The sequence below is a fragment of the Pseudoalteromonas sp. 2CM36K genome (genome assembly GCF_023161865.1).
Taxonomy (GTDB): Bacteria; Pseudomonadota; Gammaproteobacteria; order Enterobacterales; family Alteromonadaceae; genus Pseudoalteromonas; species Pseudoalteromonas tetraodonis.
This window is the reverse complement of record NZ_JALNTK010000013.1, coordinates 34,437-58,843: the sequence shown is the minus strand read 5'-3', so window position 1 is coordinate 58,843 and position 24,407 is coordinate 34,437. Positions and strand designations below refer to the sequence as shown.

The 24,407-nt window shown below is 41.7% G+C and carries 23 protein-coding genes and 1 riboswitch; of the genes, 10 read left to right on the top strand and 13 right to left on the bottom strand.

The window, feature by feature from the left end; genetic code table 11:
• Positions 1–25: 25 nt before the first annotated feature.
• The 3 genes from MTN97_RS09625 to MTN97_RS09615 all read right to left on the bottom strand — a co-directional run bounded on the left by MTN97_RS09625 (position 26) and on the right by MTN97_RS09615 (position 2,406).
• The gene (locus MTN97_RS09625) at positions 26–433 is read right to left on the bottom strand and encodes a BLUF domain-containing protein (RefSeq protein WP_312842960.1); all 408 of its coding nucleotides are present in this window, start codon (positions 431–433) and stop codon (positions 26–28) included.
• Positions 434–524: 91 nt separating this feature from the next.
• Entirely contained in the window at positions 525–1,616 is a 1,092-nt protein-coding gene (locus MTN97_RS09620; RefSeq protein WP_248474277.1) for an MBL fold metallo-hydrolase, read from the bottom strand.
• A gap of 133 nt (positions 1,617–1,749) precedes the next feature.
• Entirely contained in the window at positions 1,750–2,406 is a 657-nt protein-coding gene (locus MTN97_RS09615) for a DUF2959 domain-containing protein (RefSeq protein WP_109875678.1), read from the bottom strand.
• A gap of 86 nt (positions 2,407–2,492) precedes the next feature.
• Between MTN97_RS09615 and MTN97_RS09610 the strand changes: the two genes are divergently transcribed.
• Both MTN97_RS09610 and dtd read left to right on the top strand, forming a co-directional pair.
• Positions 2,493–3,374: a virulence factor BrkB family protein gene (locus MTN97_RS09610; RefSeq protein ID WP_055012490.1), complete on the top strand. Its 882-nt coding sequence runs from the start codon at positions 2,493–2,495 to the stop codon at positions 3,372–3,374.
• On the top strand, positions 3,375–3,812 hold the full coding sequence (gene dtd, locus MTN97_RS09605) for a D-aminoacyl-tRNA deacylase (RefSeq protein ID WP_010392023.1): 438 nt from the start codon (positions 3,375–3,377) through the stop codon (positions 3,810–3,812).
• Here the strand turns inward: dtd and MTN97_RS09600 are convergent.
• A complete protein-coding gene (locus MTN97_RS09600) occupies positions 3,809–4,555 on the bottom strand; it encodes a spermidine synthase (protein ID WP_248474276.1) in 747 nt (248 codons plus the stop codon). The two genes, dtd and MTN97_RS09600, sit on opposite strands and share 4 nt — an antisense overlap.
• A gap of 123 nt (positions 4,556–4,678) precedes the next feature.
• Between MTN97_RS09600 and MTN97_RS09595 the strand changes: the two genes are divergently transcribed.
• Positions 4,679–5,572, top strand: coding sequence for a bifunctional GNAT family N-acetyltransferase/hotdog fold thioesterase (locus MTN97_RS09595; RefSeq protein ID WP_010392028.1), 894 nt, complete (start codon positions 4,679–4,681; stop codon positions 5,570–5,572).
• Between the two features lie 53 nt (positions 5,573–5,625).
• Here the strand turns inward: MTN97_RS09595 and MTN97_RS09590 are convergent, their stop codons facing one another.
• The 5 genes from MTN97_RS09590 to dapA form a co-directional block, all read right to left on the bottom strand.
• Positions 5,626–6,657, bottom strand: a complete 1,032-nt coding sequence (locus tag MTN97_RS09590) for a phospholipase A (RefSeq protein ID WP_076922681.1) — start codon at positions 6,655–6,657, stop codon at positions 5,626–5,628.
• 184 nt (positions 6,658–6,841) lie between these two features.
• Positions 6,842–7,963: a succinylglutamate desuccinylase/aspartoacylase family protein gene (locus MTN97_RS09585; protein ID WP_248474275.1), complete on the bottom strand. Its 1,122-nt coding sequence runs from the start codon at positions 7,961–7,963 to the stop codon at positions 6,842–6,844.
• Between the two features lie 5 nt (positions 7,964–7,968).
• The gene (locus MTN97_RS09580; RefSeq protein WP_248474274.1) at positions 7,969–9,174 is read right to left on the bottom strand and encodes a PLP-dependent decarboxylase; all 1,206 of its coding nucleotides are present in this window, start codon (positions 9,172–9,174) and stop codon (positions 7,969–7,971) included.
• A complete protein-coding gene (locus tag MTN97_RS09575; protein ID WP_109875684.1) occupies positions 9,174–9,914 on the bottom strand; it encodes a 2,3,4,5-tetrahydropyridine-2,6-dicarboxylate N-succinyltransferase in 741 nt (246 codons plus the stop codon). The genes MTN97_RS09580 and MTN97_RS09575 overlap by 1 nt, the downstream gene beginning before the upstream one ends.
• Positions 9,915–9,929: 15 nt before the next feature.
• Positions 9,930–10,814, bottom strand: a complete 885-nt coding sequence (gene dapA / locus MTN97_RS09570; protein WP_010392038.1) for a 4-hydroxy-tetrahydrodipicolinate synthase — start codon at positions 10,812–10,814, stop codon at positions 9,930–9,932.
• 127 nt (positions 10,815–10,941) lie between these two features.
• Positions 10,942–11,121: riboswitch (Lysine riboswitch) on the bottom strand.
• Between the two features lie 187 nt (positions 11,122–11,308).
• Here dapA and MTN97_RS09565 point away from each other — a divergent pair.
• The 6 genes from MTN97_RS09565 to MTN97_RS09540 all read left to right on the top strand — a co-directional run bounded on the left by MTN97_RS09565 (position 11,309) and on the right by MTN97_RS09540 (position 19,737).
• On the top strand, positions 11,309–12,007 hold the full coding sequence (locus tag MTN97_RS09565; RefSeq protein ID WP_248474273.1) for a DNA-3-methyladenine glycosylase I: 699 nt from the start codon (positions 11,309–11,311) through the stop codon (positions 12,005–12,007).
• Between the two features lie 8 nt (positions 12,008–12,015).
• A complete protein-coding gene (locus tag MTN97_RS09560; protein WP_248474272.1) occupies positions 12,016–13,425 on the top strand; it encodes a YdiU family protein in 1,410 nt (469 codons plus the stop codon).
• Between the two features lie 320 nt (positions 13,426–13,745).
• Complete coding sequence (locus MTN97_RS09555; protein ID WP_248474271.1) at positions 13,746–14,807, top strand: OmpA family protein; 1,062 nt, start codon at positions 13,746–13,748, stop codon at positions 14,805–14,807.
• 252 nt (positions 14,808–15,059) lie between these two features.
• Positions 15,060–17,657 carry a bifunctional aconitate hydratase 2/2-methylisocitrate dehydratase gene (gene acnB / locus MTN97_RS09550; protein ID WP_028835937.1) on the top strand — a complete coding sequence of 866 codons (2,598 nt, stop codon included), beginning with the start codon at positions 15,060–15,062 and terminating at the stop codon, positions 17,655–17,657.
• Positions 17,658–17,858: 201 nt separating this feature from the next.
• Positions 17,859–18,491: a 2OG-Fe dioxygenase family protein gene (locus MTN97_RS09545; protein ID WP_248474270.1), complete on the top strand. Its 633-nt coding sequence runs from the start codon at positions 17,859–17,861 to the stop codon at positions 18,489–18,491.
• Between the two features lie 10 nt (positions 18,492–18,501).
• The gene (locus tag MTN97_RS09540; protein WP_248474269.1) at positions 18,502–19,737 is read left to right on the top strand and encodes a cysteine desulfurase-like protein; all 1,236 of its coding nucleotides are present in this window, start codon (positions 18,502–18,504) and stop codon (positions 19,735–19,737) included.
• Positions 19,738–19,805: 68 nt separating this feature from the next.
• Here MTN97_RS09540 and MTN97_RS09535 read toward each other — a convergent pair whose 3' ends face one another.
• Positions 19,806–20,510 (bottom strand): 2OG-Fe(II) oxygenase, encoded by a 705-nt coding sequence (locus MTN97_RS09535; protein WP_036980972.1) that lies wholly within the window; start codon positions 20,508–20,510, stop codon positions 19,806–19,808.
• A gap of 31 nt (positions 20,511–20,541) precedes the next feature.
• On the opposite strand from MTN97_RS09535, the gene MTN97_RS09530 reads away from it, so the two are divergent.
• A complete protein-coding gene (locus MTN97_RS09530; protein ID WP_076922688.1) occupies positions 20,542–20,940 on the top strand; it encodes a thioesterase family protein in 399 nt (132 codons plus the stop codon).
• Between the two features lie 7 nt (positions 20,941–20,947).
• Here MTN97_RS09530 and glpD read toward each other — a convergent pair whose 3' ends face one another.
• The 3 genes from glpD to MTN97_RS09515 form a co-directional block, all read right to left on the bottom strand.
• Positions 20,948–22,450 (bottom strand): glycerol-3-phosphate dehydrogenase, encoded by a 1,503-nt coding sequence (glpD, locus tag MTN97_RS09525; RefSeq protein WP_248474268.1) that lies wholly within the window; start codon positions 22,448–22,450, stop codon positions 20,948–20,950.
• Between the two features lie 5 nt (positions 22,451–22,455).
• Positions 22,456–23,961 carry a glycerol kinase GlpK gene (gene glpK, locus MTN97_RS09520; RefSeq protein ID WP_248474267.1) on the bottom strand — a complete coding sequence of 502 codons (1,506 nt, stop codon included), beginning with the start codon at positions 23,959–23,961 and terminating at the stop codon, positions 22,456–22,458.
• A gap of 166 nt (positions 23,962–24,127) precedes the next feature.
• Positions 24,128–24,370: a YdcH family protein gene (locus tag MTN97_RS09515; protein ID WP_013463823.1), complete on the bottom strand. Its 243-nt coding sequence runs from the start codon at positions 24,368–24,370 to the stop codon at positions 24,128–24,130.
• Positions 24,371–24,407 lie beyond the last annotated feature (37 nt).

Below are 24,407 nucleotides of genomic sequence, written 5' to 3'. Positions count from 1 at the left end.
AACAATCTCGTCGTCTATTTTTATACTAACTGATTGTGCCTGCTATGCTGTCTTTTAATGCGAGCATTAATAAATGCGCACTTTCTCCAGACATTTTAAAAGGATTAAAATCAATGGAGCCTGAAAACTTGAGATTCAGTGATTCGGTTAGCTTAGATTGCGGTACATAGCCCATTGACCATTTTTCAAACTCTCTTTCAGGAATTTGGGTATAGTTGAGCATAATTACATTGTGGTGACGTTTATCGTTTAATATTTGTTGGTAGGTATTATTTACAGCCGTTCTAGAGCCTTCCAGGCATTGTAAAAAGTAATCATTACTAAAACATAACATGCCGGTGACGTTTGTTTTTACATTATAGGTTCGAGCGCTTTGTAAAATATTTTCTATATCTTCAGGCCCAAAACCACTACTAATTTTGCTGGCGTAAATAAGTCACACAAGAAACATAAAACCTCCTCACTGTTTAGTTAATTAAACATAGTTCAGCAGAGAAGTTATTACTAATTTTGTAAATGACTGATTAAAGTTTAATACTCTCACCTTCATTTAAAATATGCAGGGGGATTTTCGAGTCCATCTTTTTGTGCATATACAATAAGCGCAGTAAAGCTGAATGACTCGTGCGATCGCCCATTTTCCATGATGAGTTACCGTATCCCCAAGGTATCATTATTTTACAGTTTAGCTCTTGTGCTGCTGTTAGAGCGTCTTCTGGGGTTGTATGAACGTAACGATACCATTTAGGGTTATCTTCGCTATAGTAAGACGCTATCGGCATTAAGCACACATCAATATCACCGTATTTTTGCTGTATATCGCTGAAATGTTTTGAGTAGCCAGTGTCGCCTGCAAAAAATAAGGTGCTGCCATTTTGTTCAAGTAGCCAGCCATTCCATAGGTCTTTATCGTTGTCTTCATAAATAAAGGGTACTAATACACGGCTGCTAAAGTGATGAGCAGGCAAGGCATGGATAGCTAAATCGCCAATATTTGTTTTTGCATACCACGCCATTTCACTAATATTAAACCCGCCTGTAGGGAAGTTGTCGGCCATGCCTAGTGGTGTTAAGTAGCGGGGTTTATTACCGATCTCTTCTATATCTGCTTTATTAAAGTGATCGTAATGAATATGCGAGTACATCACAGCGTCTAAGTTTTTCAGTTCACTATCTGTGAGCCAATCGCCGGGCTGTCGGTAAAACCCAGAGGCTAGTCTAAATGCTAAATCTACAGGTGAGTCAAACTGCTCTTTTACAGGATCAAGTAACACTTGCTGTCCGTTAGGCGTGCGGATCATAAACCCAGCATGCCCCAGCCAGCGTAAGCTAAAGCCTGTATTTAAATTCATAGGCTGTTGCTCACCAATAAATTGGCAGTTTTCGCTGTCTTTTTCGCATTGTAATTTAGGGCTAGTTGGGTAGCAGTTGCTTTTACAGGTAGCCGGGTAAGTTTTTTTACCCGGGTAAAGATTATGAAACCGTCCTTCTCGCTCGCCATTTTGATGTAGCGGGGTAATGGTTTGCTCCCCTGCAATAACTTCAACATGGTTAGCTGTTTGGCAGGCGCTTAGCATTGTGCATGCAAGTATTAGGGTAATGGCTTTGAACTTCATTTTACTATTCTAATTATTATCATTTTGTAAAAGTATAACAACAATAGCGGATTATCGAAGAGCTTAAAGGTAACAAAAAGTAACAATAAAAAAGCCTACAATTTAGTAGGCTTAGTAAACGAGCTTATAGTAATTAGCCTGTGGTATTCATTTGCTCAATAAATTTATTTGAGTCTTCAATCGACTTATTCATGTCATTCATGAGTAACTGAATATCACGCTTTAAGTTAGTAAACTCGCCTTTTATAGCGGCTACCGCTTGTGCGTTTAAGTTATGTTTTAAGTAAAGCACGTTATCTTGTAAAGACGATAATACTGGCTCCATTTTGCTCTCAGCGCTGCGCATTGAGCGAAGTAATTGGCTAAACTGGCGCTGAGTTGCAGCTAGTTTTTTACTGCTTTGACGCTTAAGTGAGGCGCTTTTGTATTGCTCTAGCTCATCGCTCCACTCATCAAACAACGCATCGGCAACATCTTCTACTTTATTTATGTTATTTGATACTTCGTTTGCCGCCGCTAAGCTCGACTCGTAATCGTCATTAAGTTGATTGTAAGCATCTTGCAACTCACCGCCATCGAAATTAATTAAGGTAGTTAGGCGCTCGAGTGCTGATTGAAATTCTTCTTGCGACTCTTGTTGTGAGTCTTTCGTTTCTTCAACGCGATCAATAAGAATGTCACGTTTATGAACACCTACTTTTTCCATTGCCGAATAATAAGCCGACTGACAACCTGAAAGCATCAGCATTAACGAGAGTATGGCTGTCCCTAATAATGTTTGTTTTTTCATCTGAATTCCTATTTACGAGTGTTAATGCTGTAAATTATGGCCTTGATTGTTATTATAATCAAAAGCCCACTAACAAAGTTAATTGTATGAATGATAAGCTCTCCCATTATAAACAGCAAGTTAAGGTGTTTCTAAAACAGCAACCAGGCTGGTGGATGCAATATTTCAATCGCTGTATAGACGATCAAATAACCATTAATGCAGGGTATTTAGCATACGTTACCTTGTTGTCGTTGGTTCCGCTGATAGCGGTGGGTGTGGCAATCTTCTCTGCTTTTCCAGGGTTTGAATCGACCCGTTTAGCCATTGAAAGTTTTTTATTTACTAACTTTGTGCCGACTTCTTCCGATGTTATTAAAGAACATATTAGCTCGTTTGCTGGTAATGCTAATCAAATGACGGCGGTAGGTATTGGCTTTTTGGCAGCCATTGCCTTGCTACTTATTCGTAATGTAGATGCCACGCTAAACCGTATTTGGCGAGTAAAGAAAAAACGCCCAATGATGATATCCTTTGCTGTATATTGGATGGTACTGAGTTTGGGACCTGTATTACTGGGGGCGAGTATTGGTGTCACCTCTTATATTGTGTCGTTAGTGTCGTTCGCTGATCAGGGGATCCCTGGGTTTAGTGGTTTTTTATTAAAACTACTCCCTTATGCTATTTCTATGGCAGGTTTTATTATGCTGTATACCTTAGTGCCGAATACGCGGGTTTCATTTAGGGCCGCTATTCCTGGTGCACTGTTTGCTGCAATGTTATTTGAGTTAACCAAAAAAGGCTTTGCTTTGTACATTAGCCATTTTCCATCATACGAAGTGATTTATGGTGCGGTAGCAACCATTCCTATTTTGTTTGTATGGGTATACTTGTCGTGGGTAGTAGTGCTACTAGGTGCTGAATTTACTGTGTGTATTAACATGCAACATTACAATAAAAAAGAGCAACGAGCAGAGGATAGTGAATAAATGCAAGGACTAATTCAACGGGTAACACACGCCAACGTAGCAATAGAAAAACAGATTGTTGGTGAAATAAAACAAGGTATTGTATTACTGCTTGGTGTTGAAAAAGAAGATGATGAGCGTGTTGCTGATAAACTATTACACAAGGTCAGTAATTATCGAATTTTTAGCGATGAAAATGATAAAATGAACCTCAGTCTCAAAGATATACAAGGCGAACTATTAGTCATATCGCAATTTACACTTGCAGCTAATACCAAAAAAGGCATGCGTCCTAGTTTTTCATCGGCAGCCACACCAGACCAAGCGCAAGCATTATATAATTACTTTGTTGAGCAGGCTAAATTACTCGGTATTAAGGTAGCGACCGGTGTATTTGCAGCCGATATGCAGGTTAGTTTATGTAACGACGGTCCGGTTACCTTTAACTTAACCGCTTAAAGTGTTTTTTCAACAACCACAATGTGATTCACAAACTCGGTGATCTTTTTAATACTAACGGCTTCCCCAAACACGCGCTTAAGCACAAGTTGTAGCTGTGTAAGTTGGGAGGCATGTTGCGATAAAAAGTTAATAAATAAGATGCCCCGCTGAGCAAGCGCATCATAAATTGTTTGATAAAAACATTGATCAAATAAGAACCTAGGGGCATCGAGTTCACTAAATAAATCTAAAATAATCCAATCTATATTCACCACTGACTTCAAAACTGTTTGTGCGTCTTCACAATAAATTTGGCCCTTTTCATTAAGGGCAAAAAAATCTTGGTAACAGTCAATTATATGAGGGTTTTTTTCTACTGAAGTTAGCTGCGCTTGAGGGTACTGTTTTAATAAGTAGTTACGTATAGCACCACCACCTAAACCGAGCTCAAGTATTTTTTTAGGCGCTGGTCGTTGCTGCCAAACCGTTGCTAAATAAGCAAGGTGAGGAAACAGTAATACTTGTGGACTCCGGGTTAAAATAACTGATTGCAAGGTGTTGTTAATAAGTAGCCAGCGCAGCTGTTGATGCTCTCGAACTTGTATATTTATGCCATGTTGATTATGCCAATAAAGTAACTGGCCTAGCGATGAACTATGCTCAATAAAGTGCCTGCTTATCAGGCCACTGCTACCATGGATATATTTATTCATGGTATTGAGCATAAACCAGCAGGGGTAAAGCGCAATCGATTTTGTCATTAATTTTTTACAGTCATTTATAGGAAACCAAAGTCGTATTTGCAGTTTTACCCAGATCGAGTATGGTGTTTTTCACAAAATGCACAGCGTAATATTTTTACATTTTTAATTTATGGAGTCTGTATGTTTCAAGTGAGCACCCCTCAAAGTAGTGAAGACTGGCAAGCCTATTACCAATTACGCTGGCAAGTTTTACGTGCACCATGGGGCGAACCTCGTGGTTCTGAGCAAGACGATTTAGAGCAAGAAGCTGAACACCGCTTTATTAAAAATAAAGCAGGTGAAGTACTGGGTGTGGCGCGTTTGCACTTTAATAATCAGCAACAAGCTCAAGTACGTTATATGGCGGTTGCAGAGGGTAACCGTAATCAACATATTGGCAGTCGCTTATTACATGAGCTAGAAAAAATAGCGTGGAATCAAGATGCTGATGAATTAGTGCTGTTTGCTCGCGAACGTGCTCTGGAATTTTATCAGCGCCATGGCTACGAAAATAAAGAAAAAGCGCATTTAGCCTATGGTGATGTTCAACATTATAAAATGGTTAAGCTCAAGCCGAGTGAGCCAGGTTGGTTTCGTCACCCTAATTGGACTCAAGTACTGCAAAATACATGGCGTGAATCAATCCCTATTAGTGATGCAATGGGGATAAAAGTAGAAAGCTACACTGATTGGCAATTTACTACTCGTGCAGATTTAAATGCTAACTTAAACTTACACAACACCATGTTTGCAGGCTCTATTTACAGCCTAGCTACACTAACGGGTTGGGGAGCAACGTACTTAGCATTAAAAGAAGCCGGACTTGAGGGTAATATAGTGTTAGCCGATGCTAATATTAAATATTTAAAACCACTGAATACCGACCCTAAAGGCTGTGTTGATATTCAAACCTGTAAAGGTAACTTAATAGAGTTACAAGAGGCGGGTAAGGCGAGCTATTTAGTGCCAGTAACCATTTTTGATGGTGATCAAGTAGTTGCTCAGTTTGAAGGGCAGTTTGTGGTTAAAAAGTAATAAGAATAAACGAAAAAGCCAAGCGAGTTGCTTGGCTTTTTTATTAGCGGTTATTACAGTAAATCAGTCAGTAATATACCCACACCAAAGCGTTCAATATCGGCGTTATAGTCTATTAAACTCTCACCATAGCCATTAAAATACTGCGCATAGCCGCGTACTCTTCCCCATAGAGGGAATGACCAATCAAGCTGAATTGCCCCGCGGTTATCTGAATTTAAATTATTACGAGTCATAAAACTAAATTCATGATCGTGAAAGCGATACGCGCCACCAAATTCAAAGTAACCCATGTATTTATAGATATCAGGGTTATCGTCACCTCGTGCATCTAACGGCGCAGGCTTTTTGTTTTCAGGAATGCGGTACCAAGGCTTAAAGCTGAATACAAAGCCGTCATTTTCCCAAATGAAATCGGCATAAATACGGTTCCAAGAACGCGAGTTTGGCTGACTTCGGCCATTAGATTGGTGCGAAATACCAATGGCTATTGCCATTTCATCGCCCCATAAAACGTTTTCAGGGTCTAAGTAATTAATCCAGAAAATTTCTGGCTCGTAATTAGTTTCTCGAAAGGGAGAAGAAATATCGTCGTTGTATACTTGCCAGTATGACTGCAGAGTAAAGCCAAAAAATATAGCTTGGTCTGGGTCGGCAAACTCATCATACAAAGGTACTTTAATTGATAACTGATATTTAGCTTCTAGGTTATCGAGAGGGTCGCCATCTTTTTTATCGGTTAATTCTGCAAATCCATCAAACGGGCGAGTGTTTGGGTTCGACATATATGAAACCGGTAAAATATAATTACGTTTATGCGGCGTAATTACATTACGATTCTTTTTGCCAACCGCTTCACGGGCTTGGCGTTTATCGATAGCTGTTAGCTGCTTGCTTTCTTCAACTGCAGAGCATTTTTCGCGCAATTGATCGAGGGTTTGCTTACCGTCTCCACCTATCACTTCATTTAATATACATTGTTTAACCAGCTCAAGTTCATTGTTTTGCTCGTTTTTTGCTGTTTCTTCAGCAATAACAGCAGTACTTAGTAATGTTGAGAGTAGTATCCAGTGGCGCCAACTCATTATAATTCCTTTGTAAGTGAGGGAAGTAACAGATTTGTAGTGATTATAACGCATTTTTAACACGTATGCGGTGAACTTGTCCTGAACTTTAATAAAGCAAAAAGAAAAGCGACCTAAGTCGCTTTTACTGGATAACTAGCTAATAGCTCGCTAGTTAGACTCTCACGCAATGAGAAGGGGTGAGCTAGAGCTCAAAAACGTTTGTAAAAAACTTATAAAGTTCAGTGCCTTGGTTCACACTCGCTGAGGCAAAATGCAATATCGCAATCGCATCGAGATCGAAGCTTAGAGTTTGCAGCGGTTGTTCGCTTAAATAGCGCTCCATTCGCAGTATTTTAGCTATAGGTTCGCCCGCTTTAATGTGCCCACCAAGGGGGGCTAAGTATTCAACCATGCCACCCATAGGTGCATAGTAAGCAATATAATCATTTAGTTGGCAGCCATACCTTGTCATCACTTTTGGCTTGTAGGGCGCATCAACAAATACTTGCTTATGATTTAAATAACTTAAAATACTTTGAGCATCATCAAACGCCGCGCTTAAATCTATTTTTTCTTGGCTTCCCAGCTCTACCGTAAAGGCTTCAACTTGTACGTTAAATTCACGCCTTTGCTGAGCAAGTTGCTCGCTAAGTTGCCACCATGGACAAAAGCTCGCTTCATCCATTGCGCCATCAAAGTCATTAGGGATCACTAGCACATGGGGAATATTAAAGTAACTGGCACTTTCTGAGGCATATTCAGGACAATATAAGTGCTGACTAGAAATAGGGCCAGTGTGTAAATCTAAAACAATATCAGCTTGATGCGCTAGTCTTTGTAAGTTTAGCGCTATGCGTTTACCCGTTGTTAAACGATAGTCTGGGCCATTAAGTTGCTGCTCAACATCATTAATTAACGCGGTTTTAAACGCTGTTTTTAGAGCTGTATCGTCAGCGTCGCAGTATTGCTGTGCAAACTGTGATGCAAGTTGATTATTACAGTGATACATACGATTCCAATTAGTCCCCGTAATAGGATCGAATCGGCCAAGCGTAAATTCGCCCGATTTTTGATTACAGCCAATGGGGTTAGCGTAGGGGACTAAGGTAATATCACCTTTTAAACTAAGGTTTTTTAGCTGTTCAAGTAGCTGATAAATAACCGCGTTACCTTGTACTTCGGCGCCATGCATATTAGCCTGTATATACACACTTGGGCCTGTGCCATCGCCCTTTAAACGATAGACAGGAATGGTCAGTGGTAGGCCATTTGCCACTTCACCAACTACAATATTTTCCTGGCTTATAGCTGTGGTGTTATTCATCTTTATTACCTCAGGTAGTGGCTTGCATCTTCTGCTTGGCGAATACAGTTGATTTCGCCATGGTGTATAACATATTCACCGGCCAGTTCATGGCACAAAAAATATGGCATGCTTTCGGTAAAGCCATAAGCACCGCATTGACTAAACACCAGCCAGTCGTGTTCATCTAAATCGCCCGGTAATTGGTGCTCCCCTAAGCAATCCAGCGCGGTACATAATGGCCCATATAGGCTCATTGCTTGGTTTGCTGCGTTTGAATCACGTAATAAACGCGCAGGAAAGTCTTGATTAGTAACCGCAGGGCGCAATAAGTGATTAATACCGCCGCTCATAATAACCTGCTGTTGGCCGTAGTTTAATTTGCGCTCAACCACCGGTGTGGCGTAGTGGCCGCATTTGCCTACAGCATAGCGACCTAGTTCCATCCACAGCTCTTTAACACCCGCATCGCGTTTAATCTTTGCAAGGGCTGCTATTAATGTATCCCAGCTCAAAGTCGGGTCATTAAGGGTGTAAGGAATACCTAAACCGCCACCTAAATCTAAAATATTCAGGTTTATATTTAAGTTATTAGCAAGGACTGTAAGTGGTGCAATCATTTGCGACCACAGATCTGCAAGTTTGTCGCTGCTGAGCATGTTACCCCACTGAAAAATATGTAGGCCATCAAAGCTCAATGCTGTGTAGTCTTTAGTATTTAGCGATTGCCATTCATCGCAGCCAAGCCCAAATGGGGTAAGGCTGTCGCCACCTAGTGGGTTTTTATCACCCTCGGGCCAGCGTAATTGAACACGCAGCAAAACCTGTAACTGACATTGCTGGGCAGTCGCTTGTTCGTTTAACCAACGCACCTGATTAAGACTTTCTGCCACAAAGGTGCGTACGCCACGTGCAATAAAATGTTTAATTTGTTTTGGGCTTTTAGCAGGGCCCGTGTTGAGCACGCGCTCGCTGTTAATTCCTTGGGCAAGTACTTGCTCAAGCTCGCCTTTACTGGCGACATCAAAGTTAAAACCAGCGCTATCTAAGCGTTGGATCACGCTAGATAACGGGTTCGCTTTAACCGCATACCAAAGTTTTACCTCGGTTTGTGCTACTAAACGCGTTAAATGTGTGTTCAATGAATCAAGATCATAAACAAAAAAGGGCGTATCAAGTTGGCTTGCTAGCTTATCAATAGCGCTTTTAACGGGCGTGCTCAAAAAGGTCATTAACGTAAAACCTCTTCAAGCAATAATGACGCGTCACTTTGCTCGTCCCTGTATTTAACAATTAAGGCACACGACATACTCAAGCCTTGAGCACGGGCCCAGTCGTTTGACGCAGGGCGAGAGCCCGGGATCACAATCGCGTATTCAGGGATTGCTTCGCCTTTATCGAGCTGACGCTCATTAACGCAGTCATAAACAGGGATGGTTGCAGATAAGCGAACACCTGGGGCAAGTACCGCGCCTTTTTTAACTACCACGCCTTCAACAATCACACAGCCTGCACCAATGAATGCATCGTCTTCTATGACCACAGGGCTTGCGCCAATGGGCTCAAGTACCCCGCCTAATTGTACCGCGGCGCTCAAATGAACATTTTTACCCACTTGCGCACATGAGCCAACCAATGCGTGGCTATCTACCATAGTCCCCTCGTCAATAAAGGCGCCAATGTTTACGTACGCAGGTGGCATAATAATAGTGCCTTTGGCAACATGTGCACCACGACGCACACTTGAACCACCTGGCACCATGCGAACGCCTGCTGTGGCTTCAAAGCATTGCGGCGCTAGATTATGTTTATCTACAAAGCCACCAGGAAACTCCATGTTAGTGCCGTTTTTAAATGCCTCTAAAATGCCTTGCTTTACTTCTACGTTAGCGTGCCATTGGCCGTTTTCGTCTTGTGTTGCTGCGCGAACTGCGCCCGTTTCTAAATTATTTAATAGTTCTAACCAGCTCATTATAAAAACCTGTATTTAATGCCAAGATAAAATGGTGTTGTTTGCCGATGAAATGTCATCTGTGTGTGTCAGCTCAAGGTGTGTTAAAGGTGGACGTAAATGCGGACTGCTAATACGCCCTTGTAAATGCATTAACACTTTGACTGGAATAGGGTTTGCTACTGAAAATAAGCTATTGATAGCGCTAGACCACTGAACAAAAAGATTAGGGTGTTGGCCGCTTAAACTGCGCTTTACAAACTCATGGGTTTGCACTGGCCATGCATTGGCTGCAACCGACACTAAACCTTTTGCACCTGCTTGGGCAAAATAAGGCATGAGGGCATCGTCACCACTAAAAATGGCTAGTTCAGGCGCTGCTTGTCGATAGGCTTCAAATTGAGAAATACAGCCACTGGCTTCTTTGAGTGCCCATAAATTTTTATGTTGTTTGAGGTTTTCAATGGTTGCAATGGGAATGCTAACCGCACTACGTCCTGGTACGTTATAAAGCATACAAGGATGAGAACTGGCATTGAGCAGGCTTTCAAACCAATGCGTTTGCCCCACTGCACCGGGTTTGGCGTACAAAGGCGAGCCAAGTAAAAAACCATGAATAGGCAGTTGGTTGCAGTAGTTAACCCATTCAAGCTGCTGCTTTAAGTTACTACCACCGACTGCGACCATAAGCGGGACGCTCGGCTGTAATTGGCAAACATGCTCTACGATGGCTTGCTGCTCTTTTAGGGTCAGGGCTAACCCTTCGCCAGTGCTACCAAGTAATAAAATGCCGTTGTTAGCGGCTTCTTGTTCGGCCACCAAGGTGTCTAAGGTTGCGTAATCAACTAGGCCATTTTGATCAAATGGGGTGATCAGCGCAGTCCATAAATGGAAATTGTTAATATTGAAGTTGTTGATCATCTCTCACGAACTTATAGGGCATTCGTCGAGTTATTGGCGGGTATTTAGGGTGCCTGACTCTTTGAATGTATTTATAATTCGAAGAGCGAATGGGCTTAAATAATAGGGCGCACGGCCTTATTATACTAAGACCAGAAGCTCTCCACCAAATATGTTATTGGTGACAGTCGCTAGGATTCAACCTAGTCGCCCGAAGTAATCTTTCACAAAAAAGTGTTACCTCTCGGCGTTAATTCCCCTCACGTATGCTCAATGGAGTTTGCGCTCCTAACATACGCTACCTGAATAACGCACCTCTTCCAGCCCTTTGCATTTGCTATTGAAAAATCAATTAGCAAATACAATGTAATAGGGTAAGTGTGGCGATTAAACCACTTTAGCCGTCTAGGTGTCAAGTGACTAAATACAGAATAGTTCATCGATAATAGCAACGGTTACGTATTGGCTGCTTTTCTCGTAAACTAGTTTCATGGTCGAAGTAAGGTATTAAGTAGATGGAAAAATTTAGTGATATTTATAAGCGTGCAGTGGAGCGAAAGGGCTCTGAAAAAATGCTTAAATTGTTACTCGCAAAACCTTTATCAACAAAGCAACTCGTCACATTAAGTGATGATGATTGGCTAGAAGAATTTACTCGGAAGGTTTTTCAAAGTGGCTTTTATTGGTCGGTGATCAACAGTAAGTGGGCCGGATTTAGAGAGGTTTTTTGGGACTTTAGTGTTGAAAAGCTATTGATGATGCCACCAGACATGTTAGAACAAAAAGCCAGTGACGAACGAATTGTGCGCAATTATAAAAAAGTAAAAACCATTACTGATAATGCGTATATGATCCATGAAGTTGCAGAGCAGCACGGCAGTTTTAGTCAGTTTATTGCTAACTGGCCAAGTGAAGATATTATTGGTTTGTGGGCGTATTTAAAAAAACATGGTGCAAGGCTGGGTGGTAATACTGGTCCTTATGCACTGCGTGCATTAGGGAAAGACACCTTTTTATTATCCCGAGACGTAGAGAGCTATTTACGTGCGCACAAAATTATAGATGGCGGCTTACAAACCAAAAAATCATTAAATGCCGCGCAAGCTTTTTTTAATGAACTGCAGCAGCAAAGCGGTTTAAGTATGCAAGAGCTAAGCTTAATTGTCGCTTATGGTGTCGGCGACAACCGAGTAGGAATAAGCCAACAACAATAGGATTAATCATGAAATTAGTGCCAAGGTATACCAATATTGGTGACGGCTTTGCTATTAGCGATCATCCGGCTAAAGTGGCAGCGCCACAGTTATTGTTATGGAATGAGCCCCTAGCTAAGCAATTTAATATACAGGTGAGTGCCGATTCACGAGCAAATATATTCAGCGGTAATGAACCCCAAGCGATTTCTGCAGTGGCACTGGGATATTCTGGTCATCAGTTTGGTCACTTTTCACCGCGACTAGGGGATGGTAGGGCGCATTTGCTCGGTGCGATTAGCGATGATAAAAATCAGCTTTGGGATCTTCAATTAAAAGGCGCTGGTGCTACGCCATTCTCGCGTGGTGGAGATGGCCGCTGTGCATTAGGTCCAGCTATTCGTGAGTACGTAATGAGCGAAGCTATGCACGCGCTTGGCATTCCAACAACGCGTTGTTTAGCCGTGGTTGGCAGTGGCGAAACCGTTTATCGCAACCCACCTCAACCAGGTGCTATTGTAACCCGACTCGCCAGCAGTCATATACGGGTGGGCTCGTTTCAATATTTAGCCACTCAAGGTGACGTTACTAGCCTAAAAAACTTAGCCGACTTAGCCATTCAAAGACACTATCCCGAGATTAACAGCACTGGTGCTCAGCGTTATTTAGATTTTTTAGCTGCAGTGATCGCCAACCAAGTCAAATTAGTCGTAAGTTGGATGAGGGTGGGGTTTATTCATGGTGTTATGAACACCGATAACACCTTAATTAGTGGTGAAACCATAGATTACGGCCCATGTGCCATGATGAACCAGTTTGATTTTGATACCGTGTTTAGCTCTATTGATAAACAAGGGCGTTATGCGTTTGGTAATCAGCCAAACATAGCAAGTTGGAACTGTGCCCGCTTAGCAGAGAGTCTAATGGCGCTGATCAGTGATGATGACGAGCAAGCGGTGGCATTGATGACGCCTTTAATTGAGGGCTTTTCAACGCAATTTAACCAACAATTTAGCGCTATGTGGGCGCAAAAGTTAGGGTTAACAGTCGCGGATGATAAAGATAATAAGTTGGTGGGAGAGTTACTAGGGTTATTAAAACAACACCAGCTTGATTATACCAATACTTTTAATGCGTTAACTGAATCGTTAACTGGACAAGCGCAAATACCATCAGCACTCGTATCGTGGGCACAGCAATGGCAAACACGAACTAACGAGCATAGTTATAATATAATGCGACAGGCAAATCCAAGTGTGATTCCCCGTAATCATATTATTGAAGATATTATTACTCAGTACACTACGCATGGGGATAGTGAGCTACTCAGTCGTTTTAGCAAAGTGATGGTGAGCCCTTACACAAGCAATATGCAAGCTACGGAGTTTCAACAGCCGCCTGAAGATGATAAGAATTATCGTACTTTTTGTGGTACTTAAGTATTGTTTGTTGCATCTTAAAATGAATATAAAAGGTCATTTTTTACTCCTGCAATGTTCATTCATAGAGTAAACTATGAACGAGTGATACCATAACTCCATAAAGGCCAGTGATCGTGTGGGGTTTAAAGCGATTGTTTGCTTTTTGAGCTAGCCTGTGTTCATCGACATTTTTTATGAGCTAGTTTTATTATCCTAGATATTGAAAAAATATATTTGCGTTAAGCATTGATTAACAAAGACTCAGTTACTATATAAGTAAGTTAGAAGAGCTAGCAATGCTTAGCTATATTTTTAGTTGTTAAAATGGGAAGAAAACAATGAAATTAAAATCACTTACAATGGCTATTGCGTTAGCTGCAACTAGCGCATCTACTTTCGCAGCCGAGCAAGAAGGCTTTTACATCGGTGCATTCGGCGATTATTACGATGCTTCGTGGAAAAACATGCGTGAGCAAGCTGGCCTTGACGTTAATGAGTCAACAGGCTGGGGTGCTGAATTAGGCTACCGCTTTAATGATTACTGGAGTGCGCGTTTAGAGTACGCAGACCTAGACTTTAATGCTCACGACAAAGTATTGAACAACCGCAACGATATTGACGGCGAACGTTACGGTATCGATGCACTTTACCACTTTGGTGGCGGTCCTTTCTACGGTTTATTTGGTCTGAAAGATATTGATGTTGTTGATGACAACACGTTTGTAAACGCAGGTGTAGGTTACCGACACTTTGTTACAGACAACTTCTTTGTTAATGCTGAAACCAGTGTTTACCAAGGTTTAGACAAAGGCTACACAGATGTTGGCGCTAAATTAGGTATAAACTACTTCTTTGGTCAAAAATCGGCGCCAGTAGCACCAGTTGAGCCTGCTCCTGAGCCTGTAGTTGAAGCTGCAGTAGTTGCTCCTTTAGATAGTGACAACGACGGCGTGATTGATGCTAATGACAAATGCGCCAATACACCAGTAACAGATGCAGTAGGTAGTGACGGGTGTACTTTATACGAAGAGTCTAAAGTAACTACTAAGCTATTAGTCACTTTCCCACATGACTCAGCCATTGTTAAACAAAGATATTTTGATGATATAGCTGCAGTATCAAAATTCATGAAAGAGTATACAGATACAACTGTATTACTTGAGGGTCATGCTTCAGCAGTGGGTGATGCTGGCTACAATAAAAAGCTTTCTCAAAAGCGTGCAGACGATGTTGCCGATGAGTTAGTAAAAGATGGTATTTCAAGAGAGCGTATCAGTACGATAGGTTATGGTGAGGAGCGTCTTGTAAATAAAGCGAATACGGCAGAAGCGCATGCAGAAAACCGCCGCGTTGAAGCGCATATATCAACCGTTGAACGCGTAAAAGTTAAACGTAAATAGTACTACTACTTTACAAACAACCCAGCTTAGGCTGGGTTTTTTTATGGCTGTTAATAAGTATTCATGAAAGTTTACTTTATGAAAATCACTATTCATATTATTAATAGTCGGTATAACTAGCTGCCTAAGTGGATGGATTTTAATCTATGCATAAAAGCTTTATAATCGGCAGATAGAATACTATAAGTATTGGGTTATGGTGTGTTTAGTAAACACCACCGAATACTTTAACGTCACCAAGAGGGCAATACTGTGCTACAAGAATATCGAAAACACGTAGAAGAACGTGCCGCGTTAGGTATCGTACCAGCGCCATTAGATGCTCAGCAGACGGCTGATCTTATTGAGCTAATTAAAACGCCACCGGCAGGTGAAGAAGAGTTCATCCTAGAACTACTGATCAACCGCGTACCACCAGGTGTTGATGATGCAGCCTACATTAAAGCAGGATTTTTAGCGGCTGTTGCTAAAGGTGAAGCTGTTTCTCCGTTGATTTCTAAAGAAAAAGCAGCTGAGTTACTAGGTACTATGCTCGGTGGCTACAATATTGCGCCAATGGTTGAACTACTTGATGACGAAGCGTTAGCGCCAATTGTAGTAAAAGGCCTTTCGAACACATTATTAATGTTTGATGCGTTCTACGATGTAGAAGAAAAAGCAAAAGCAGGTAATGCATACGCCAAGCAAATTATAGAGTCTTGGGCTGCTGCAGAATGGTTTATCAATAAGCCAGCCGTTGCTGAAAAAATCTCTGTTACGGTATTTAAAGTCACTGGCGAGACAAACACCGATGATTTATCACCAGCACCAGATGCATGGTCACGTCCTGATATTCCGCTTCATGCATTAGCCATGCTTAAAAATGAGCGTGATGGTATTAACCCTGACAAAGACGGTGAAGTAGGTCCAATCACTCAGCTTGAAGAATTAAAAACTAAAGGCTTACCACTTGCTTACGTAGGTGACGTTGTTGGTACAGGCTCTTCGCGTAAGTCTGCAACAAACTCTGTGCTTTGGTTTATGGGGGATGATATCCCATTCGTACCAAACAAGCGCGTGGGTGGTGTCTGTTTAGGTAACAAGATTGCGCCTATCTTCTTCAACACAATGGAGGACTCGGGTGCGTTACCAATCGAATTAAATGTTGATGAATTCAATATGGGTGACCAAATCGACATCTATCCTTATGAAGGTGTTGTGAAACGTCATGGTACTGATGATGTGATCTCTACATTTGAACTTAAATCTGAGGTAATTTTAGACGAAGTTCGTGCTGGTGGTCGTATTCCATTGATCATTGGTCGTGGTCTTACAGATAAAGCGCGTACATCATTAGGTTTAGGCGCAACTGACGTATTTAAAGTACCAGCAGTGACTGAAGTATCAGACAAAGGCTTTACGCTTGCGCAAAAAATGGTTGGTAAAGCATGTAACGTTGCCGGTATTCGCCCTGGCCAATACTGTGAACCTAAAATGACCACGGTTGGCTCGCAAGATACAACAGGTCCTATGACGCGTGATGAGCTTAAAGACTTAGCCTGTTTAGGTTTCTCTGCAGATTTAACAATGCAGTCTTTTTGTCATACATCCGCTTACCCTAAGCCAATCGATGTAAACACGCACCATACGCTTCCTGATTTTATTATGAATCGTGGCGGTGTATCGCTTCGCCCTGGTGATGGTGTAATTCACTCATGGTTAAACCGTATGTTATTACCAGATACCGTAGGTACGGGTGGTGATTCACATACACGTTTCCCATTAGGTATTTCATTCCCAGCAGGTTCGGGGGCGGTAGCGTTCGCAGCTGCAACGGGTGTAATGCCACTAGATATGCCTGAATCAATTTTGGTTCGTTTTAAAGGTGAAATGCAACCGGGTATCACTTTACGTGACCTTGTACATGCTATCCCTTATTTCGGTATTAAAGAAGGCCTATTAACGGTTGAGAAGAAAGGTAAAATCAATGAATTCTCTGGTCGCATACTAGAAATTGAAGGGGTTGAGCACTTAACGGTTGAGCAAGCGTTTGAGCTATCCGATGCATCAGCAGAGCGTTCAGCTGCAGGTTGTACTGTTAAGCTTTCTAAAGAGTCTATCAGCGAATACCTTGAGTCTAATATTGTTATGCTTAAGTGGATGATTTCTGAAGGTTACGGCGATGTACGTACGATTGAACGTCGTGTTACTGCAATGCAAGACTGGTTAGCAAACCCAGAACTGATGGAAGCTGATAAAGACGCAGAGTACAAACACGTACTTGAAATCGACCTTGCTGAGATTAAAGAGCCAGTACTGTGTGCGCCAAATGATCCTGATGATGCACGCCTACTTTCTGATGTGACGGGCGAGAAAATCGATGAAGTATTTATCGGTTCTTGTATGACTAATATTGGTCACTTCCGTGCTGCAGGTAAATTACTCGATGGCTTTAAAGGGCGTATTCCAACACAGCTTTGGGTTGCTCCACCAACGAAAATGGATAAAGACCAACTTACAGACGAAGGTTACTACGGTATTTTTGGTCGTGTTGGTGCACGTATTGAAACGCCAGGGTGTTCACTGTGTATGGGTAACCAAGCACGTGTTGCGGACAAAGCAACGGTTGTGTCTACTTCTACACGTAACTTCCCTAACCGTTTAGGTACAGGGGCAAACGTATTCTTAGCATCAGCAGAGCTGGCAGCAGTAGCAGCAATTTTAGGTAAATTACCTACACCCGCTGAGTACCAAGAATACGCAGCGAAGATCAATGCAACGGCAGCAGATACCTACCGTTACTTGAACTTCCACCGTATGCCTCAGTACACTAAAAAGGCAGACAACGTAATTATTCAGCAAGCTGTATAATTTATAGAGTGTGTTTAAAAACCCCGCTTTGGCGGGTTTTTTATTGTTCAAATAAAATATTAGATAGATAATGCTTAATTTGTTGCATGATTGTATTAACTTTCGTTAAATGTCGTCATTGATATGATTAATAAAGCAAAAAATCCTCTCTATATGCATTAAAATCCTCGACAATATTATCATCATTATAAGCAGGATTTTATGACCGCATTAAACAACCAGAATTTACTGCAACTTCGTTTTATTAACCAAGCCAATATTGATTTGGTTAAGCCTTCTTTTGATAACTTACCTGCAAATCCTTATGCAGATGGTGCGTTTCGTAAACGCCGTTATTCAGTGGTTAAATTACAAAATGGTGAGCTTAATCTTCAAGCGACCAAAGCGTTTGTGCAAGACGATTCAATTAATACCTTTCAAGGTAATGTTGAGCGTACTTACGAAAACTTAGAGCAAAGCTTGCTTGAGTCTGAGGGTATGAAAAGTATTGTTAGCGAATTTTGTGCGATTACCGGTATTGATGCAGAGCGTGATATTGAAATTCACCAATTTAGAATGCTTGCCATTGATAGCGATACGCCAGCAGCTCCAGAAGGTGTGCATCAAGATGGGTTTGACAATGTGTGTGTATGTGGTGTTTCTCATGAAAATTTAGAAGGTGGTGAGCTATTGGTTTATGAAAACCAACAAGCAGAACCTTGTTTTAAAATGGAAATAAAAGACGGCATGTTTGCACTAATTAATGACCGTCAGGTATGGCATAACGCCACGCCAATGAACAAAATTGATGTTAACAAACCAGGTTACCTGGATTGCTTTGTACTAACTGCTTAAGAGAAATAAAATGAATTTAATGCAATTGCGCGCGCAATTTCCTGCTTTAATGCAAACGGTTGATGGCAAGTCACCGGTGTTTTTAGATGGGCCAGGTGGCTCACAAGTACCCCAGTCGGTACTCAGTGCCATGACCGCTTATCTAGGGCATTACAATTCAAACTTGGGCGGTGCGTTTTTCTCAAGTGACAAAACGGTTGAGCTGATGGCGAATGCGCGTCAAGCGGCGGCTGATTTGTTAAATGCGCCCAGTGCACAAAATATTGTGTTTGGCCCTAATATGACTAGCCTAACATTTAGCTTTAGCCGAGCAATTTCACGCAATTGGCAAGCAGGCGATGAAATTATAGTGACCAATGCTGATCATTTTTCAAATGTATCGTCTTGGCAGCAAGCCGCTGAAGATAAGGGCGTTGTGGTTAATACTGCACTGGTTAATGAAGCCGACTGCAGTTTAGATATGGCGCATTTTGAAAGCCTATTAAACAGTAATACTAAATTAGTTGCCGTTACGTATGCCTCAAACACCACGGGATCTATTAACGACATTAAACGTATTGTAGAGCTTGCTCATAATGTGGGTGCGTTGGTGTATGTTGATGCGGTGCATTATGCGCCACATGAACTGATTGATGTACAAGCGTTAGATTGCGACTTTTTAGCTTGTTCTGCATATAAGTTTTTTGGCCCGCACTTAGGCATGGTTTATGGTAAAACTGAGCACTTAGAAGGGTTTACACCTTATAAAGTAGAGCCAGCAAAAGATGTTGCACCAGGTCGCTGGGAAACCGGCACACAAAGTTTTGAGGCACTTGCAGGCTTTATTGCGACGGTTGATTACATAGCAGCGATTAGCGAACTTGATGACAGTCACTCACGCCGAGAAAAATTACGTGTTGCGTTTGCTAAAACAAAACAACATGAAATGGCATTGAGTGAATACTTTTTAACGCGTTTAGTTAATTACCCGCGTATCAAGCTATTTGGCATTGATGATCTTGAGCGCTTAAATGAGCGTACGCCAACGTTTGCTTTAACCTTTGAAGGGCTAGAGCCGCGTGAGGTGTCTGAGTTTTTAGGTAAACAGCATATTTGTGTGTGGGATGGTAATTTTTATGCACAAGGCTTATGCAAGCAGTTAGGCGTACTTGATAAAGGCGGCGTAGTGCGTATTGGCTGTATGCATTACAACACAACAGCTGAGCTAGATAAGTTATTTGATTTATTTGATGAGTTACTAGGTTAAAGCCTTACCCATTTAGCACTTTAAAAGCCATAAGTAAAAAACTTGTGGCTTTTTTATTGTCTGATTACTTAGCTTTTTGGCGTTCCATAAATTTGCTCTGCTCGATTAAACAAAACCCATGAGGTTAAAATATACTTATCGTTTGATACTGGCTTATTGCCTCTATGTGTATGCGTAAAGTAGCCTGGGGCAACCACCATACTGCCCTTTTTAGGGGCTATTTTACGATTTTGATAATAAAACTCGGTTTCTCCGCCTTCTTCAACATCATTTAAATAAAACATAAATAACAACACTCGATGCAGTGCTTCATTATGCTGTAGCTGCGGATACACCTCACTGTGCCAATACGGATAACCGCCTTTATTTACTTCGTATTTTTGCGCTTGAATATTACCGAGTCTAAAAATTTGCTGCACCAATAAGGGGAGTTGTGGTTTACCTACCTCGTCATAGTTGGCGTGAGTTAAATCAACCGGTTGTCCTGTTTTTGGGTGGTATACCTTTAAACCAAATGCCCCAATCATCATAAAAATATGTTCTTCAATGTAGTTGAAAACATACTGTGCAGTGGTTTGTTGAATATGTTTTAATTGTTCTGCGTATTCAGGATGATTGTTTAGGTATAAGTCGTGGCTATCTTTTTTATTAAGATCAACACCGCCCGATGTCATCCCTTGTTTAATATGCGGGCTTTGAGAAAAGGTAGTGATAAAGTTATCGCAAAATTCATTACTGAGCGCGTTGTCATACACGCGGATAAAGTCCGTCATGAGTTACCTGTTTAATTATTATTGGATTATTATGTTTACTGAAAAAGTGATGCCGCGTTTTAGCGAAACGGATGCACTCGGACACATTAACAATACCGTACTCCCCGTATGGTTTGAAGCGGCCCGAGTACCTATTTTTAAATTTTTTACGCCAGATCTAAATCCACACAACTGGAAGTTAATCATTGCTAAAGTTGAAGTGTCGTTTGTTGGCGAACTATTTTATGCCCATGAGGTGACAATTAACACCAGCATAGAGCAGATTGGCAATAGTTCATTTGTGATCCGCCAAGAAGCATGGCAGCAAGATAAGTGTTGCGCCATTGGTAAAACGGTGATGGTACGTTATGACTTTGCTAGCAAAACAAAGCAACCACTTTCGACTGATGAAAAAGCCGCATTAACACAGCACCTTGTAGCAGTTAGTTAATCGCAGCTTAACTATGACAAGCTGGATGTTTAGTTAAATATTGCCCCAAGGCAATGACTTGTTTTTCTGAAAAGCGCAGCCCAAGCTTTGTTCGTCGCCAAAGTATATCTGCGCTGGTTCTTGCCCATTCATGGTTTACTAAGTAATCAACTTCTTGCGCATACAGACCATGACCAAAGTGATAACCTAAATCACCGATTGATTGGCTGTTCCCCAGTAATTGATAACTAAGGGTGCCATAGCTGCGAACCATACGTTTTAATGTGTCGATTGCCAGCCAAGGGTAGCTACTTTCTAACTGAGCGGTAAGGTATGTTTGGTTACTAAAGTCGCCGCCTGGTAAAGGGGCATCTTTGGTCCACGAGCCACTCATCTTTGGGTAAAAAGGCGCTAACTTATTAACGGCGTTTTCTGCAAGCTTTCGATAGGTAGTAATTTTACCACCAAACACACTTAATAAAGCGGCATGATCGGTGTCGTTGTTTAATATCAGCTTGTAATCGCGGGTGACGGCTTGAGCATCTGTTGATTTGTCATCTAATAGTGGCCGCACCCCACTAAAGCTGTGCACAATATCGGCCGCGCTTATTGCGTTGTTAAAGTAATGGTTAGTGATACTGATGAGGTACTGTATTTCTTGCTCACTAATTTTTACATCAGTAATATCGCCGGTGTACTCTTCATCTGTGGTGCCAATCAGTGAGTAATCTTGCTCATAAGGAATGACAAATACAATGCGATTATCTTTATTTTGTAAAATATAGGCAGCTGGCTCATTGTGGAGTCGGGGCACTACAATATGACTGCCTTTCACGAGGCGAATAGTGTGCGGTGTGGGCTGGGTAAATACATCTTCAAATAGTGACGCGACCCATGGGCCTGCGGCATTTACAACACTTTTTGCCTTTATATTTAGGTGCTGCTTGCTGGCTTGTTGCTCTAAAATCACATCCCAATAATCTGCGTTACGCGTTGCTTTAATGCAGCGGGTGCGTGTTGCAATGGTGGCGCCTAAATTATGAGCAGCTTGGGCGTTTAAAATCACTAAACGCGCGTCATCAACCCAGCCATCGGCGTATTCAAAGCCATGGGTTATACTGTTGTTAAGTATACTATTGGTGTCAAATTTAATCGTTTTTGAGGCAGGTAAGGTGTCACGTTTCGCTAGGTGATCGTAAATAAATAACCCCACACGAATCATCCAAGAAGGACGTAAGTGTGCTTGGTGCGGTAGCCTAAAAGAAAGCGGCCACATAATATGCGGCGCTTTTTTTAATAGCACTTCACGTTCACGTAATGCCTCTCTTACCAATCTAAATTGATAATTCTCTAAATAGCGCAGCCCGCCATGAATAAGCTTACTGCTATTAGCGGAAGTGGCTGAGGCTAAATCGTTTTGCTCACACAATAATACTTTTAAACCGCGACCACTGGCATCGGCTGCTATTCCGGCACCATTAATACCGCCGCCAATAATGAGTAAGTCATATTCGTTGTCGTGTGCGCTCATAGATTTTACTCACTCTCGCCGTCAGTGCTATTAGAAAGTCTAACTTGTGCAATGCAATGTAGCCACTTTGCGTATAAATCGTTGCGCTCTTCACTGCTCATGGTCGGTTCAAAGCGACGATCGCTTTTCCACATGCTGGCAAGTTGCGCAGTTGATTCATAAAGCCCAGTTTGCAAACCGGCTAAGTAAGCAACCCCTAACGAAGTGGTTTCGGTTAGAGTAGGGCGCTCAACGCTTGCGCCTAAAATATTGGCTAAAAACGCCATTGCCCAATTATTGTTTGCCATGCCACCATCAACTCTTAGAATACTAGGGCGGAGTCCGTCACCTTCCATGGCTTTTTGTAGATCTTTGGTTTGATAACCCACCGACTGCAAGGCAGCTGCAACAATCGTGCTAATGCCTGAGTCTCGGGTTAGGCCCAAAATTGCGCCTCGGGCATTTGCATCCCAATAGGGCGCACCTAAGCCTGTAAACGAGGGAACCAAGAATACCCCATGATCCAAGGGAACATCTTTGACGAGGGCTTCACTTTCTCCCGCGTTTTCTAATAACTTTAAGCCTTCTACTATCCACTGCATGGTGGCACCAGCCATAAAAATACTGCCTTCAATCGCATAGGTGGGTTTGCCGTTGAGCCGATACGCAAGAGTGGTTAATAAACGATTATTTGATTTTAGTGCTTTATCACCCGTGTTAAGCATTAAAAAGCAGCCTGTTCCGTAAGTACTTTTTGCCATACCTTCTTCAAAACAAGCTTGACCAATTAAGGCGGCTTGTTGATCGCCTGCTATACCGCAAATTGGAATTTCACCACCAAATAGCTCGCTTGCAGTCACCCCAAAGTCAGCCGCTGAGTCCATTACCTCAGGTAGCATCGACGCTGGAATATTAAATAAAGCCAGTAACTCTTCATCCCAGCATTGCTGATGAATGTTAAACAGTAATGTACGAGAGGCATTGGTAGCATCGGTTTTGTGAACTTTACCGTTAGTGAGTTGCCATAGCAAGTAGGTATCTATCGTACCAAATGCTAGTTCACCTGCGTGTGCTTGCTCTTTAGCGCCTTTGACGTTATCTAAAATCCAACGAATTTTGGTTGCAGAAAAGTAAGGATCGAGCACTAAACCGGTTTTATCATTCACCATTTGTGTATGCCCAGCATGACGTAAATTATCGCAATAGTCACTGGTACGTCGGTCTTGCCACACAATCGCATTGTAGATAGGTTGCCCGGTTTTTTTATTCCACACTAAGGTGGTTTCTCGTTGGTTAGCAATGCCAATGGCAATAATGTCGGCGGCAGTGACTTGTTGCTGCGATAATACGTTTTTAACGCTGCTTAATACGGTTTGCCAAATATCTACAGGGTCATGTTCAACCCAACCATTTTTCACAAAGTGTTGAGGGAAGGTTTGTTGAGCCGTGTCAAAAACCTCGGCATCTTTAGTGTATAAAATAGCTCGAGAGCTTGTCGTTCCTTGGTCAATCGAGAGTATGTATTTAGACATAAAAAATAGTGTTGTTTAATTTAGATAAAGACAGCTTGTCTTTAAGCTAAACGAATAGCAATGCTTTTGCACCATAATGGTTAAAATTATAGATGAGCGAAAGGTAGGAGAGAGGTGAACACTCAATTCTGGCGCCTACAATTTAATAGGCGCCAAATAACAACAATTAATTAGCATCCGTTAATTGTTGATGTAGCCAATCTTTTAATACCATTCGGTCGTGTTTTAACTGCTGCATGGCTTCGTCATCTATGGGTGAGTCTTGTAGCTCAAGTACTCGAATTTCTTTATCGATTTCATTATATTGCTTTGCTTTGGTTGCAAAGTTTTCATCGTTTGCATTAAGTTTTGCAATAGTTTGCGTGTAATCAGGAAAATCTTTGGTTAATGAATGGTCTTCGCCTAACATAGGTTACTCCTTAAATGGCTGTTGCATAATGCACGTC

Bases quoted from the DNA above. Each gene is read 5' to 3' on its own strand.
- MTN97_RS09620 (WP_248474277.1), bottom strand. From the start codon at position 1,616: ATGAAGTTCAAAGCCATTACCCTAATACTTGCATGCACAATGCTAAGC.
- MTN97_RS09615 (WP_109875678.1), bottom strand. From the start codon at position 2,406: ATGAAAAAACAAACATTATTAGGGACAGCCATACTCTCGTTAATGCTG.
- MTN97_RS09610 (WP_055012490.1), top strand. From the start codon at position 2,493: ATGAATGATAAGCTCTCCCATTATAAACAGCAAGTTAAGGTGTTTCTA.
- dtd (WP_010392023.1), top strand. From the start codon at position 3,375: ATGCAAGGACTAATTCAACGGGTAACACACGCCAACGTAGCAATAGAA.
- MTN97_RS09600 (WP_248474276.1), bottom strand. From the start codon at position 4,555: ATGACAAAATCGATTGCGCTTTACCCCTGCTGGTTTATGCTCAATACC.
- MTN97_RS09595 (WP_010392028.1), top strand. From the start codon at position 4,679: ATGTTTCAAGTGAGCACCCCTCAAAGTAGTGAAGACTGGCAAGCCTAT.
- MTN97_RS09590 (WP_076922681.1), bottom strand. From the start codon at position 6,657: ATGAGTTGGCGCCACTGGATACTACTCTCAACATTACTAAGTACTGCT.
- MTN97_RS09585 (WP_248474275.1), bottom strand. From the start codon at position 7,963: ATGAATAACACCACAGCTATAAGCCAGGAAAATATTGTAGTTGGTGAA.
- MTN97_RS09580 (WP_248474274.1), bottom strand. From the start codon at position 9,174: ATGACCTTTTTGAGCACGCCCGTTAAAAGCGCTATTGATAAGCTAGCA.
- MTN97_RS09575 (WP_109875684.1), bottom strand. From the start codon at position 9,914: ATGAGCTGGTTAGAACTATTAAATAATTTAGAAACGGGCGCAGTTCGC.
- dapA (WP_010392038.1), bottom strand. From the start codon at position 10,814: ATGATCAACAACTTCAATATTAACAATTTCCATTTATGGACTGCGCTG.
- MTN97_RS09565 (WP_248474273.1), top strand. From the start codon at position 11,309: ATGGAAAAATTTAGTGATATTTATAAGCGTGCAGTGGAGCGAAAGGGC.
- MTN97_RS09560 (WP_248474272.1), top strand. From the start codon at position 12,016: ATGAAATTAGTGCCAAGGTATACCAATATTGGTGACGGCTTTGCTATT.
- MTN97_RS09555 (WP_248474271.1), top strand. From the start codon at position 13,746: ATGAAATTAAAATCACTTACAATGGCTATTGCGTTAGCTGCAACTAGC.
- MTN97_RS09545 (WP_248474270.1), top strand. From the start codon at position 17,859: ATGACCGCATTAAACAACCAGAATTTACTGCAACTTCGTTTTATTAAC.
- MTN97_RS09540 (WP_248474269.1), top strand. From the start codon at position 18,502: ATGAATTTAATGCAATTGCGCGCGCAATTTCCTGCTTTAATGCAAACG.
- MTN97_RS09535 (WP_036980972.1), bottom strand. From the start codon at position 20,510: ATGACGGACTTTATCCGCGTGTATGACAACGCGCTCAGTAATGAATTT.
- MTN97_RS09530 (WP_076922688.1), top strand. From the start codon at position 20,542: ATGTTTACTGAAAAAGTGATGCCGCGTTTTAGCGAAACGGATGCACTC.
- glpD (WP_248474268.1), bottom strand. From the start codon at position 22,450: ATGAGCGCACACGACAACGAATATGACTTACTCATTATTGGCGGCGGT.
- glpK (WP_248474267.1), bottom strand. From the start codon at position 23,961: ATGTCTAAATACATACTCTCGATTGACCAAGGAACGACAAGCTCTCGA.
- MTN97_RS09515 (WP_013463823.1), bottom strand. From the start codon at position 24,370: ATGTTAGGCGAAGACCATTCATTAACCAAAGATTTTCCTGATTACACG.